Origin of the sequence: Nocardia sp. NPDC057353 (assembly GCF_042667085.1) — a bacterium.
In the GTDB taxonomy this organism is placed as follows: domain Bacteria; phylum Actinomycetota; class Actinomycetes; order Mycobacteriales; family Mycobacteriaceae; genus Nocardia.
The window spans coordinates 26,025-39,207 of record NZ_JBHVAK010000044.1; the positions used below are offsets into that span (position 1 = coordinate 26,025).

The 13,183-nt window shown below is 75.4% G+C and carries 10 protein-coding genes; 5 read left to right on the forward strand and 5 right to left on the reverse strand.

The features are described from left to right. Positions 1-51 precede the first annotated feature (51 nt). A complete protein-coding gene (locus tag ACFUUZ_RS21810; protein ID WP_378698974.1) occupies positions 52-1,845 on the reverse strand; it encodes a thiamine pyrophosphate-requiring protein in 1,794 nt (597 codons plus the stop codon). A gap of 221 nt (positions 1,846-2,066) precedes the next feature. Between ACFUUZ_RS21810 and ACFUUZ_RS21815 the strand changes: the two genes are divergently transcribed. The 4 genes from ACFUUZ_RS21815 to ACFUUZ_RS21830 are packed head-to-tail and all read left to right on the forward strand — an operon-like array spanning position 2,067 to position 5,134. Then, positions 2,067-2,657, forward strand: coding sequence for a D-glycero-alpha-D-manno-heptose-1,7-bisphosphate 7-phosphatase (locus ACFUUZ_RS21815; RefSeq protein ID WP_378698976.1), 591 nt, complete (start codon positions 2,067-2,069; stop codon positions 2,655-2,657). Between the two features lie 44 nt (positions 2,658-2,701). After that, positions 2,702-3,256: an SIS domain-containing protein gene (locus ACFUUZ_RS21820; RefSeq protein ID WP_378699033.1), complete on the forward strand. Its 555-nt coding sequence runs from the start codon at positions 2,702-2,704 to the stop codon at positions 3,254-3,256. After that, positions 3,253-4,206: a PfkB family carbohydrate kinase gene (locus ACFUUZ_RS21825; RefSeq protein WP_378698978.1), complete on the forward strand. Its 954-nt coding sequence runs from the start codon at positions 3,253-3,255 to the stop codon at positions 4,204-4,206. The genes ACFUUZ_RS21820 and ACFUUZ_RS21825 overlap by 4 nt, the downstream gene beginning before the upstream one ends. Position 4,207: 1 nt before the next feature. Beyond that, positions 4,208-5,134, forward strand: a complete 927-nt coding sequence (locus tag ACFUUZ_RS21830) for a glycosyltransferase family 9 protein (RefSeq protein WP_378698980.1) — start codon at positions 4,208-4,210, stop codon at positions 5,132-5,134. Between the two features lie 51 nt (positions 5,135-5,185). On the opposite strand, the gene ACFUUZ_RS21835 is transcribed toward ACFUUZ_RS21830, so the two are convergent. Continuing rightward, the gene (locus ACFUUZ_RS21835) at positions 5,186-5,431 is read right to left on the reverse strand and encodes a CsbD family protein (protein ID WP_378698982.1); all 246 of its coding nucleotides are present in this window, start codon (positions 5,429-5,431) and stop codon (positions 5,186-5,188) included. A 112-nt stretch (positions 5,432-5,543) separates the two neighbouring features. Between ACFUUZ_RS21835 and ACFUUZ_RS21840 the strand changes: the two genes are divergently transcribed. After that, a complete protein-coding gene (locus ACFUUZ_RS21840) occupies positions 5,544-7,058 on the forward strand; it encodes an FAD-dependent oxidoreductase (RefSeq protein WP_378698984.1) in 1,515 nt (504 codons plus the stop codon). Between the two features lie 166 nt (positions 7,059-7,224). Here ACFUUZ_RS21840 and ACFUUZ_RS21845 read toward each other — a convergent pair whose 3' ends face one another. The 3 genes from ACFUUZ_RS21845 to ACFUUZ_RS21855 form a co-directional block, all read right to left on the reverse strand. Next, positions 7,225-8,238, reverse strand: coding sequence for a PP2C family protein-serine/threonine phosphatase (locus ACFUUZ_RS21845; RefSeq protein ID WP_378698986.1), 1,014 nt, complete (start codon positions 8,236-8,238; stop codon positions 7,225-7,227). Between the two features lie 101 nt (positions 8,239-8,339). Next, positions 8,340-9,380 (reverse strand): AraC family transcriptional regulator, encoded by a 1,041-nt coding sequence (locus ACFUUZ_RS21850; protein WP_357029156.1) that lies wholly within the window; start codon positions 9,378-9,380, stop codon positions 8,340-8,342. Positions 9,381-9,772: 392 nt separating this feature from the next. After that, positions 9,773-13,153, reverse strand: coding sequence for a carboxyl transferase domain-containing protein (locus ACFUUZ_RS21855; protein ID WP_378698989.1), 3,381 nt, complete (start codon positions 13,151-13,153; stop codon positions 9,773-9,775). Positions 13,154-13,183: the final 30 nt, after the last annotated feature.

Below are 13,183 nucleotides of genomic sequence, written 5' to 3' on the forward strand. Positions count from 1 at the left end.
ATGGGCGGACGCTTTGCGTCCGCCCATCGCATTTCTTCCCGGCGCGCGCCGTTATCTGTCCGGTGTCAGCTTCGAGACGTACTGCCGCGCTTTCTGTTTCACCCCGTGGGTGACGACGGCGCGCGCGTCCTCGTCCCCGCGCAGCAGCGCCGACGCCAGCGAGCGGACCTGGTCCGCCCCGGCGCGCGGCGGGATCGGCGCCACATTCGGATCACAGCGGATGTCCAGCAGCACCGGCCGGTCGGCCCGCAACCCCGCGCTCCAGGCGGGCGCCAACCCGTCGGGTGCGTCGACGGAGATCCCGCCCAACCCGAGCCCGCGGGCGAACGCGGCGTAGTCGACGTCGGGCAGTGCCTGCGAATCGGGAAACCGCGGTGACCCGTGCATCGCGCGCAGCTCCCAGGTGACCTGCGCCAGATCGTTGTTGTGCAGCACCGCGATCACCATCCGCCGATCGGTCCAGCGCTCGAAGTACCGCGCGACGGTGATCAGCTCCGCCAGCCCGTTCATCTGCATGGCACCGTCCCCGACCAGCGCGATGACCGGCCGGTCCGGGAACGCCCACTTGGCCCCGACGGCGTACGGCACCGCGCACCCCATGCTGGCCAGCGTCCCGGAGACCGAGCCGCGCACCTCCCCGTGGAAGCGCAGGTGCCGCGCGTACCAGTCGGTGGCGGTCCCGGAGTCCGCCGTCACGACGGCGTCGGCGGGCAGCTGCTCGGAGAGCTCGTGCACGATCCGCATGGGGTTCACCGGGTCGGCGTCCAGCTCGGCGAGCTCACCGGCGAGCTGCCACCAGTGCGCCACCTCGCCCTCGACGTGCTCCCGCCAGGACCGGTTGGTCTTGCGCTCCAGCAGCGGAATGAGCGCGCGCAGCGTAGCTCCGGCATCGCCGACGACATTGAGCTCGTAGGGGTAGCGCAGCCCGATCATGCCGGGATTCCGGTCGATCTGGATGCCGCGGGCCGCGCCGAACTCCGGCAGGTACTCCGCGTACGGGAAGCTGGAGCCGATGGTCAGCAGTGTGTCGGCGCCGCGCATGAGGTGGTGGCTCGCGGTGGTGCCGAGCAGCCCGAGCGACCCGGTGACCCACGGCTCGGTATCGGCGACCACGTCCTTGCCGAGCAGCGCCTTGGCGACTCCGGCGCCGAGCAGGTCGGCGATCTGCTCCAGCTCGGCCGCGCACCCCCGCGCGCCCTGGCCCACCAGGATCGCCACCTTCTCGCCGCTGTTCAGGATGTCGGCGGCGCGGCGCAGGTCGTCCTGGTCGGGCACGAGCACCGCGGTGCCGAGCCCGAGGCTGGACGGCACGTGCTTCGGCGCGTGCTCGGGCGGCGCATACTCCGTGCCGAAGAGGTCGCCGGGCACGATCACCGCGGTCGGCGCGCGCTGCCCGATCGCGGTCCGCACCGCGCGGTCGAGCAGCGCGGGTAGCTGCTCCGGCACGGTGCAGAGCGGGGCGTAGGCGCAGACGTCGGCGAAGGCGGCGGGCAGGTCGACCTCCTGCTGGTGCGCGCCGCCGAGCGCGGTGCGGTCGGTGTGCCCGACCAGCGCCACCACCGGCACGTGGTCGAGTTTCGCGTCGTAGAGCCCGTTCAGCAGGTGGATCGCGCCCGGCCCGCCGGTGGCCGCGCAGACCCCGACCCGGTCGGCGAACTTGGCGTAGCCGACGGCGGCGAAGGCCGCCATCTCCTCGTGCCTGGTCTGCACGAAGGCGGGCGGGTCGGCGGCCCGCTCCCACGCGGCGAGCAGGCCGTTGATGCCGTCGCCGGGGTAGGCGAAGACCTGGCGCACACCCCACTCCCCCAGGCGGCGCAGGATCAGGTCTCCGACGGTCTCGGCCATATCGCTCTCCTCGGGGTCGGCGTCCCCTGCGCTCTGCCCGCTCGCCGGAGGGCCAAACGACGTGCGGCGCGGGCCGGAGAAGAAGAAGTTTCGGTGCCGGGCGCGCGGGCACAACGCGGTCGGAACACCTCCCGCGGCACCGCCGGGACCTGCGGCAACGACGCCGCAGGCGGGTCGGACCCGGGCGGTGTTCCGTTCCGGGCCGACAGGAGGGAGCGGCGATGACCACGGTTGACCGGGTCGGACAGCGACGTCCGCCGGACGCGGTGCTCTTCGACCGCGACGACACGCTCATCGTCGACGTGCCCTACCTCGCCGACCCCGCGCTGGTGCGCCCGATGCCCGGCGCCGCCGAGCAGCTCCTGGCGCTGCGCGCGGCCGGTGTCCGGGTCGGCGTCGTCTCGAACCAGTCGGGGGTGGCGCGCGGGCTGATCACCGCGGGACAGCTCGCCGCCGTCGTCGCCAGGGTGGAGGAGCTGCTCGGCCCCTTCGACACCTGGCAGATCTGCCCGCACGGCCCGGACGACGGCTGTCCGTGCCGTAAACCGCGACCGGGGATGGTCCTGGCCGCCGCGGCGGCGCTCGACACCACCCCCGAGCGCTGCGTGGTGATCGGCGACATCGGCGCCGACGTGCACGCCGCGCTGGCCGCCGGGGCCCGCGCGGTCCTGGTCCCCACCGCCGCCACCCGGCCCGCCGAGATCGCCATGGCGCACGAGCACGCCGCGGTGGCCGCCGACATCACCGAAGCCGTCGCCGTCGCGCTGCACGGCGGGCGGCCCGCCGACCGATCCGGAAGGGACGAGCCGTGAGCGAACTCCGCACGGACACCGACAGCGCCGCATCGAGCGCCGTTCTGCTGCGGCACTTCGACGCGCTCGGCGCGGCGCTGCACCGCAACGGCGGGCAGGCCGCGGAGCGGCTGCGGCGCTGGGGCGAGCAGCTCGCCGAGCTCTACCGCCGGGACGGCAGGCTGCTGGCCTGCGGCAACGGTGGCAGCGCGGCGGAGGCGCAGCACCTCACCGCGGAGCTGGTCGGCCGGTTCGAGGGCGAGCGCAGGCCGCTCTCCGCGCTGGCGCTGCACGCCGAGACCTCCAGCGTCACCGCGATCGTCAACGACTACGGCATCGACGAGATGTTCGCCAGGCAGGTGCGCGCGCACGGCCGGGCCGGTGACGTCCTGCTGGTGCTCTCCACCAGCGGGTCGAGCGCGAACGTGGTGGCGGCGGCCAAGGCGGCGAAGGAGGTCGGGATGGTGACCTGGGCGCTGACCGGGCCGCCGCCGAACCCGCTGGCCGCGCTCTGCGACGACGCGCTCACGGTCGAGGCGGAGACCGTCTCCACGGTGCAGGAGATGCACCTCGTACTCGTCCACTCGCTGTGCCGGGCCCTGGAAGCGGCGCTCGGGTGAGCGGCCCGGTGGTGGTGGTCGGCGACATCCTGCTCGACATCGATGTGGACGGCCGCGCCGACCGGCGGGCCCCGGACGCGCCGGTGCCGGTGGTCGACGTCGTCTCGCGCAGCTACCGCGCCGGCGGCGCCGGGCTGGCCGCCCTGCTCGCCGCCAGGGACGTCGGGGAGGTGCTGCTGCTCGGCGGGATCGGCGCCGACGAGGGCGGGGCGCGGCTGCTCGCGCTGCTCAGCGGTGCGGTCCAGGTGCTGCCGCTCCCGCTGCGCGGCGGGACCGCGTGCAAGGAGCGGGTGCGGGCCACCGGGCCGTGGGCCGACGGGCGCGGGCGGGGCGGCGCCGCCCCGGTCCCCATCACCCGCCTCGACCACGGCGACGGTCGGGTGCCCGGCTCGCCGCTCACCGCCGAGGCCCGTGCGGCGCTGCGCGGGGCGGGTGCCGTGCTGGTGGCGGACTACGGGCGCGGGGTGGCCGCGCACCCGGAGATCCGGTCGCTCCTCGCCTCGCTGACCGGGCGGATTCCGATCGTCTGGGACCCGCACCCGCGCGGGCCCGCGCCGGTCGCCGGGGTCACCCTGGCGACGCCGAACCGGGCCGAGGCGGCCGCACGCACCGGTGCCGCGCAGCCCACGGCCATGGCCACCGAGCTCCTGCGGCTGTGGGCGGCGCGAGCCGTCGCGGTGACGCTCGGCCCCGAGGGAGCGCTGCTCGGTGACGCGGCGGGAACGCATCCCGTCCCGCTGCCCGCCGCGGACCGAGCGGCGGCGGGCGCCGACACCTGCGGCGCCGGTGACCGCTTCGCCGCGGCGACCACCGTCGCACTCGCCTCCGGCGCGGACCCGGCGGCGGCCGTGCGTCACGCGGTGGCGGCGGCGGCCGAGTTCGTCCGGGCCGGAGCAGCGACCACCGTGGGCACCACGGTCCGCGCGGCGGCGGAATCGGCAGCGGGCTGACGTGGGCGTCGTGCTCGCGCTGCGCGCGCTCGGGCTCGGGGATCTGCTCACCGCCGTGCCCGCGCTGCGCGGGTTGCGCGCCGCCCACCCCGAGGACCGGCTGGTGCTCGCCGCGCCCGCCTGGCTGACACCGCTCGCCGCGCTCACCGGGTGCGTGGACGCGGTGCACCCGACCTCGGGGCTCGGCGCGCTGCACTGGCCACGGCCCGCACCGGCGCTGGCGGTGAATCTGCACGGCAGTGGGCCGCAGAGCATCGATGACCTGCTCGCACTCGAGCCGGAAAGGCTTGTCACGCACAGCAATCCATCTCGACCCACGGTCGAAGGCCCGGCGTGGGATGCGGGCGAGCACGAGGTGCGCCGCTGGTGCCTGCTCCTCGAACAGGCCGGAATCCCGTGCGACCCGACAGCGCTCGCCCTGGAACGGCCGGGCCCCTCCCCCGCACCGGGCTGCGTCGTCGTGCATCCCGGCGGCAGCTCCGGCGCGCGCCGCTGGCCGCCCGAGCGCTTCGCGGCGGTGGTCCGCGCCCTGTCCGCGCACGGGGCGGAGGTCGTGGTCACCGGCAGCGCCGACGAACGGGCACTGGCCGAAAAAGTCGGCACCACTTTGCCGCCCTCGGCAATCCGCGCGGGCCGCGACGACCTCGCGGCACTCGCCGCACTCGTGGCGGAGGCCGCGCTCGTCGTCACCAACGACACCGGCGTCGGCCACCTGGCCACCGCCTACGGCACCCGCTCGGTCCTGATCTTCGGCCCCAACCCCCCGGCCTGGTGGGGCCCGCCCGCCGACCGCCCGCAGCACACCGCGCTGTGGTCCGGCGAGCTCGGCGACCCGCACGGCTCGACCCCCACCCCCGGCCTCCTCGCCATCACGGTCGGCAACGTCCGCGCGGCGGTCGAGGCTCACCTGTCCACCCTCACCCGCTGACGCGAACGGGCGCCGGGATACACCCGGCGCCCGTCGAAACGTCCAGGAGAACTACTGCCCCCGCTGATACGCCTTCTGCCGCTGCTCGTCGAGATCGGCCTCCGCGCGCTGCTTCTCGGCGGCGGCCTCCTTCTCCGCGGCATCCCGCTGCGACGCGGCCTTGTCCTGCTGGGCCCGGCCCTCGTCGCGCAGGTTGTCGTGCCCGAGGACGGAGCCCGCGGCTTCCTTCACCGCGCCCTTCGCACCCTCGACGGCACCTTCGATTCCCTCGCGGGGTCCACTCCTGTGTTCGGTCATGGAACTCAACCTCCGACATATCGAATTTCTTCGGCGGACACCGACGACATACCCGTGGGTAGCGCGCCGAATCTCCGAGATTGGATTCGCGCGCATCGGCTACTTCGCGCCTATGACGTCCTTGTGGTTGCAGGAAACCCGTACGCCCGCCCGGCTCCGGCTGACCCCGGGGCTGCGCTTCGACACGGTGGTGGTCGGCGCCGGGCTCACCGGCCTGGTCACCGCGCTGGTGCTGGCCCGCGCCGGGGCGAATGTCGCGGTGGTGGAGGCGGGCCGGGTCGGCGCGGGCACCACCGGCGGCACCACCGGCAAGGTGAGCCTGCTGCAGGGCACCCGGCTGCAGCAGATCGCGCGCAAGCACCCGCCGGAGACGGTGCGGCAGTACGTCGCCGCCAATACCGCGGCGCTGGACTGGGTCACCGCGTACTGCGCGGGCGCCGAGGTCGGGATCGAGCGCCGCACCGCGCACACCTACGCCCCGAGCGCCGCCGAGCTGGACACGGTGACCGCCGAGCACGCCGTGGCCAGGGCGGCGGGGCTGCCCACCGAGCTGGTGGACGACCCGGATGTCCCGTTCCCGGCGCGCGCCGCCGTCCGGTTGGCCGGGCAGGTGCAGCTCGACCCGATGGAGCTGCTGGCCGCGCTCGCGGTGGACGTGGAGGCGGCCGCCGCGCCGATCTTCGAGAACACCAGGGTGCGCGGGGTGCACCGGGCCGACGGCGGGCTGGTGGTCGAGACCGAGCACGGCCCGGTGGCGGCGGGCACCGTCGTGCTCGCCACCGGCATTCCGATCCTGGACCGCGGCGGCTTCTTCGCCCGGCTCACCGCGCAGCGCTCCTACCTGGCGGCCTTCCAGGTGCCGGGCCCGATCACCGAGGACATGTTCCTCAGCGCCGGGCAGCCGAGCCGATCACTGCGCTCCACCCCGAGCGCACGCGGTGAGCTGCTGCTGGTGGGCGGGAACGGCCACCCCGTCGGGCGGACCGAGTCCGAGCAGGCCGCGGTGGACGACCTGGTCGACTGGACCCGGCGCTGGTTCCCCGGCGCGGTGCCGCTGAACACCTGGTCGGCGCAGGACTACATGCCGATCGGCGAACTGCCCTACGCCGGGCCGCTGCTCCCCGGCGAGCACCGCATCCTGACCGGCACCGGCTACGCCAAGTGGGGGCTGACCAACGGGGTCGCCGCCGCGCTGGCGCTCGCGGGCCGGATCGCCGGTGGTGTGCCGGAATGGGCGGGAGCGCTGGACAGTTGGCGGCGCGACGAGGTCAAGGCGCTGCCCGCGGCGGCCAAGGCGAACGCCGAGGTCGGGGCGCAGATGACCACCGGGTGGCTGCGCACGCTGCGCGGCGGCTCGGCGCAGCCGCCCGCCGAGGGCGAGGGGCGGGTGGAGCACCGGGGCGTGCGGCCCGCCGCGGTCTGCACCAGCGGCGGTGCGACCCACGAGGTCTCGGCGGTCTGCCCGCACCTGTACGGGATCGTGCGCTGGAACGATGCGGAGAAGTCCTGGGACTGCCCGCTGCACGGCTCCCGCTTCGCCGCCGACGGAACCCTCATCGAGGGCCCCGCCACCAGCGACCTGGCCCCGCTCCCCAGCCCCGACCGCGAACCGGCAGAGCACATCTGACCGCTGGTCGAGCGGAAGCGAGGGGGCGCACTCCCGCCGCCGCGCAGCCCGCCTACCCCGGACGCGGCGGATCCCGCCTGGGGCAGCGCGGCGGTGCGTCAGCCCGCGACCGGCGCCAGGGCGGCGGTGACGTCGTCGTTCCCGCCGTGGGGAGCGTGGCGGTGCGTCAGCCCGCGACGGGTGCGAGGGCGACGGTGATGTTGTCGTTGCCGCCGCAGCGCAGCGCGAACTCCACCAGGTCGCGGGCCGCGTCGGCGGGCGCGGCTCCGGTGGCGGGCGCGGCCAGCGCCTCCGGGTCGGAGAGGTAGTTCCAGAGCCCGTCGCTGCAGAGCAGCAGTACACCGGGGCCGCGGGTGCGCAGCGTGCGCACGCAGTCGTCGGACCACGGCTTCGCCGAGGTGTCGGCGCCGAGCCAGCGCAGCAGGGTGTGCGCGCGCGGGTCGCGCATGGCGGCCTGCTCGTCCATGGCGCCCGCGTCGACCAGGGCCTGGGCCCAGGAATCGTCGACGGTGAGCCGCTGCGACGGCACCGCGACATCGGTGACGACCGAGAACTCCGGCTGGGTGGCGACCGACGCGCTGTCCGGCGCGGCCCCCGCCCGCAGCCAGTACGCCCGGCTGTCGCCCACGTTCGCGACGGTGATCAGCACCCCGTCCGGCCCGTCGGCGTGCACCACCGCGGAGACGAAGGTGCAGGACGGCGCGTTCTCCACGTCCGCGCCGACCGCGCGCACCGCGGCCGCGGCGGCCTCCAGCCCGGCGGGCACCGCGTCGGCGGCGGTCCCGCCCGCCTCCAGCACCGCGACGGTGGCCTCCAGCCCGGCCCGCACGGCGGCGCCGGAGGCGGCCTGCGGATCGTCGGAGCTGGAGACGCCGTCGCTCACCACGATCACGGTGGCCAGCGGGCGGCCGGTGGCGGGGTCCTCCACCACCGCGGCGGAGACGGCGTCGTCGTTCCTGGCGTGCGTGATGCCGCGGTCGGTGATCACCGCGACGGCGCCGAGATCGGCGGCGAACCGGTCGGATTCGCTGCGCGCCGGGTTACCGTCGGCGTCGAACTCGTGCACCTCGCCCACGGGTGCGTTCTCCGGGGGCAGCGCGACCCTGCGGCGGGCGGGCGGGGCGGGTGGTGTGCCCGCGCCATCCGCGGCTGCCTCCACTGGCAGTGGACGAGGGTCCACACCGTCCTCCTTCGTCTCCCCGGCCGGTCGCTCGCGATAGTACGGCAGTAGATGCCGCGCGCCGCGCAGGGCGAGAGACAACCCGGTTCCGCGCGCGCGGGTCAGCCCGCGGCGGCGAGGCGTGGGGACGGGCGCTCGAGGCGGGCCCGGAACTCCTGGGGAGGGCACCCCTTCCACCGGCGGAAGGCCCGGATGAAGGAGGCGGCCTCGGAGTAGCCGAGCCGGGTGGCGAGGTGCTCGGTGGTCATCGGGGTGTGCGCGAGCAGTTCATCCGCCACCACCTCGCGGACCTCGTCGAGCAGCGCGCGGAACGAGGTGCCCTCCTCGTTGAGCCTGCGCGAGAGGGTGCGCGGGCTCATGAAGAGCGCACCGGCGACGGCGGTCTGGTCGGGCAGCCGCGCGGGGTCGCGGATGAGCAGGTCGCGCACGGTGCCCGCGACGCCGGTGCGCACCCGGCGCCGGTTCAGCAGCTCGCGGCAGAGCTGCTCGCAGAGCCCGCGGGCCCAGTCGTGCGGGCGCGGCAGCGGCATGTCCAGGTGCGCGCGGTCGAAGACCAGCGAGTCGGCGCCCGCCCCGAAGACCGGCTCGACGCCGAAGGTGCGGCGGTAGCGCACGGTGTCGCGCGGGCCGGGGTGTCGGAAGGTCACCCGGCGCACCGGAATGACGTGGTCGAAGAGCGCCCGGCTCACCGCGGGCACCCCGGCCAGGTAGCGCTCGGCCAGGAAGGCGCGGACCGCGGGCGAGGTGATCGACGGGTCGAAGACGATCCGCGCCTCGCGCTCGTCGGTCTCCAGGCTGAGCGCGGTGGAGCTGACCGTGCGGTCCAGGTACCGGGTGACCGCGACGATCTCGCGCAGCGACCGGCTGCCGAGCAGCGCGAGCCCCCACGGCCCGAAGAGCGGCACCCGGCGGCGCCGCGCGGCCTCGATGCCGAGCCCCGGCTCGCGGCCGAAGCGGGAGACGACGTTGGCGACGATCCGCAGTTCGTGCGCGACCGAGACCGGCGTCGCGGCCTCCAGCGCCGCGAGCGGGCGCAGGCCGGTGCCTTCCAGGGTCTCGGTCGCGGGCATACCGCGTTCCTCGGCCAACCGGATGAGCACCTGCACGCTGGTGGTGCCGCGGAAATTAACCGGTTCGAGCATAAGCTGCGTCCTCGATGATGCCGTGTGGTCGATGGGTTGGCGCAATGTATCAACGGCTCGAAGGGCCCCGATAGACGTCGGAGCCATCTCTGTGACAGGCCATAACCGCAGCGGATGCCGATAGGTACGGGGTCCCGGATTTCCGGCCCTTCGCGGTCCCATTCGCCCGATTCGGCCGGCCGCGCGGCCCGGGCCAGCGGGTATCGTCCACGGTGTCCGACACGGGCGGGCGCGGTCGCCCGGCGGGAGGCGGCGGCGGGCCCGGCCGCGCGGCGCGTGCGGACGGCCCCCTACCGTGTCCGGGCCATGATCGCTCGCCGACCGCGGATCAGCCGGGCGGACGAGCACGGGCGGCGCGCTCCGGCGGGACGCGGAGCCGGACCGCCCGCCGGTCAGCGCAGCGTGCGGATCCAGCGGCGGGTGTCGGCCGGGTCGATGACGTCGTCCAGCTCCAGGACCGTGGCGGCGGTGAGCGCCTTCCCGTGCTCGTAGGCCGCGGCGACCAGGTTCTCGTAGGCCTGCCGCCGCTGCTCCGGGTCGGTGAGCGCGGCCAGCTCCTTGGCGAAGCCGAGCCGCACGGCGCCCTCCAGCCCCATCCCGCCGATCTCGCCGGTCGGCCAGGCGATCACGAACCGCGGCGCGCGGAACGACCCCGCCGCCATGGCCTGCGCCCCCAGCCCGTACCCCTTGCGCACGATGACGGTGCCGAACGGGACGGTGAGCGCGGCGGCGTCGACGAACAGCCTGCTGAACCGGGTGACCGTCGCCTGCTTCTCCGCCTCCGGCCCGACCATGAAGCCGGGCGTGTCGCAGAGCGAGACGATCGGCAGCCGGTGCGCCTGGCAGAGCCGCAGGAACATCGAGAGCTTGTCCGCCTCGGGCGCGTCGATGGCGCCGCCGAGGTGCGTGCAGTCGTTGGCGATCACGCCGAACGGGACGCCCTCGAATCGGGCCAGCGCGGTGAGCACGCCGGGCGCCCAGTCCCGGCGCAGCTCCAGCACCGAGCCGACATCGGCCACCGCCGTCAGCGCCGCGCGGATGTCGAAGGCGCGCAGCCGGTTCTCCGGCACCACGTGCCTGGCCAGCCGCGGGTCCGGCGCCTCCCACTCGGGGTCGGCGCCCTGGAAGTAGGCCAGGTAGCGGCGGGCCAGCCGGACCGCGTCGGCCTCGTCCGCGGCGACCAGGTGCACCACCCCGTTGCGGCGCTGCACCGCGACCGGGCCGATCTCCTCCGGCGTCACCACGCCGAGCCCGCCGCCCTCGATCATGGCCGGGCCGCCCATGCCGATATTGGCGTCCGGGGTCGCGATCACCACGTCGCACATGCCGAGCAGCGCGGCATTGCCCGCGAAGCAGCGGCCGGAGACGATGCCGATCAGCGGCACCTTGCCTGCGAGCGCGCCCATGGCGTGGAAGGTGGTGACGTCGAGGCCGGAGATGCCGCCGTGGTCGGTGTCGCCCGGCCTGCCTCCCCCGCCCTCGGTGAAGAAGACCACCGGCAGGTTCCGCTCGGCGGCCAGGTGCAGCATGCGGTCGGTCTTGGCGTGGTTGCGCATGCCCTGGGTGCCCGCGAACACGGTGTAGTCGTAGGAGAGCACGACGGCGGCGGTGCGCTCCCGGCCGTAGCGGTCGGCGTTGACGGTGGCGAGTCCGGCGATCAGGCCGTCGGCCGGGGTGGTGGCGATCAGCTCCTCGGCGCTGCGGCGCAGGCGCTGGGCGGCGACGGCGAGCGCGCCGTACTCGACGAAGCTGTCCTCGTCGACGAGGTCGGCGATGTTCTCCCTGGCGGTGCGGCGGTTCAGCCGCCTGCGTTTGGCGACGGCCTCCGGACGGGCGGCGTCGGTGGTGCGGTGCTGCCTGGCGTGCACCTCGGCGAGGTCGGGGCGGATGTGGTCCAGGTCGATGTCGGTGGTCTCGGCGTGCCGGTCGAGATCGGACTCGGGGGTCCAGGTGAGGAGCGGGGTGCCCTGGTCGACAACCGTGCCCGGTGTGGTCAGCACCTCGGTGACGCGGAGCGCGGTCTCGGCGGTCAGGACGTGCTGCATCTTCATGGCCTCGAGCACCGCGAGTTCGGCGCCGGGCGGGACGAGGGTGCCCGGGGTCGGGAGGGAGACGACGGTGCCGCCCATCGGGGAGCGGAGGGTCGGGGTCTCGGCGCCGGGCGCCTGCCCCGGGGCGGGTGCGCCACCCGAGCCACTCGCAGCTCCGCCGAACGCGCCGTGCTCGGTCGCGGCATCGCCGGGCGCGGCACCACTGCTCGCGCCGTGGCTGGTCGCGGCGCCCTCGAGCGCGGCACCGCCGGGCGCGACACCACCCGGCGCGGCACCGCCGGTCGCGGCGCCCTCAAGCGCGGCACCGCCGGTCGCGACGCCCTCGAGCGCGGCACCGCCGATTGCGGCACTCCCCGTCTCGGCGGCGTCGAATTCCGCGCGCTCCGCGAGTTCTCCTGCCTCGGCGAGCAGTTCACCGAGGTTCCGCTCGAACCACCCGGTGTCCACCGGCTCCTCCCCGCCGAGCCGGGCGAGGACGGCGCGCAGCAGCGCGAGGTTCGTGTCCGGCCCGGCGATCACCGTCTCGCCGAGCGCGTCGGCGCAGCGCAGCAGCGCCGCCTCCCGGGTACCGCCGCGCGCGATCACCTTCGCGAGCAGCGGATCGAAGGCGGCGTCCACCCGCTGCCCCGGCCCGGCGGCGGTGTCCACCCGAACCCCGGCGCCGGTCGGCGGCGCGAACTGGCCGAGCACGCCGGTCCCGGGCAGCACCGCCCCCTCGGCGGTGATCCGCTCGGCATTGACCCGCGCCTGCACCGCGAACCCGCGCCCCCGCTCCGGCAGCGCCAACTCGGTCAGCGTCGCCCCGAGCGCCAGGTCGAACTGCACCCCGACCAGGTCGACCCCGAACACCTCCTCGGTCACCGTGTGCTCCACCTGCAACCGCGGATTCACCTCGAGGAAGTAGTGCTCCGCCCCCGCCACCAGGAACTCGACGGTGAGCACCCCGAGACTCCCCGCCGCCACCCGCACCGCGTCGGCGTGCAGCCGGGCGCGCAGCCCGTCGGGCAGCACCGCGGGCGCCATCTCGACCAGCTTCTGCCGGTGCCGCTGCACCGAGCAGTCCCGCTCGCCCAGCGCGACGGCCCGCGCCCCATCCGCCACCACCTGCACCTCGATGTGCCGCACCGCGGGCAGCAGCGCCTCCGCGTACAGCGTGTCGTCGCCGAACCCGGCCGCCGCCTCGGCCGCGCACCGCGCGTACGCCGCGGGGATCTCGTCCGCGGTGCGCACCACCCGCATCCCGCGCCCGCCGCCGCCCGCGACTGCCTTGATCATGACGCCGCCGGGATGCCCGGCCAGGAACCGCGCCACCGCGTCGGGATCGGCCCCGGCCTCGGTGGCGGGCAGCACCGGAACCCCCGCCGCGGCGGCCGCCGCGCGCGCGGCGGGTTTGGCGCCGAAGGTGCGCAGCGAAGCGGGCGACGGACCGACAAAGGTCAGCCCCGCCGCCGCGCAGGCGGCCGCGAACTCGGCGTTCTCACTCAGGAATCCGTACCCGGGGTGCACCAGCGCCCCCGAACCGGCGGCGGCGACCACCGCCGCGATGTCCAGGTACCCCGCGGCCCCGCTCCCCGGCAGCTCGACCGCCCGGTCCGCCAGCCGCACCGGCAGCCCGCCGCGCTCGGCCGCTGTGTGCAGCACCGCGGTCTCGTACCCCCGGTCCCTGGCGGTCCGCAGGATCCGGACCGCCACCTCGCCCCTGTTCGCCACCACCACGCGCATGGGGACAGTGTGTCCCGCGCCGCTCCGGCG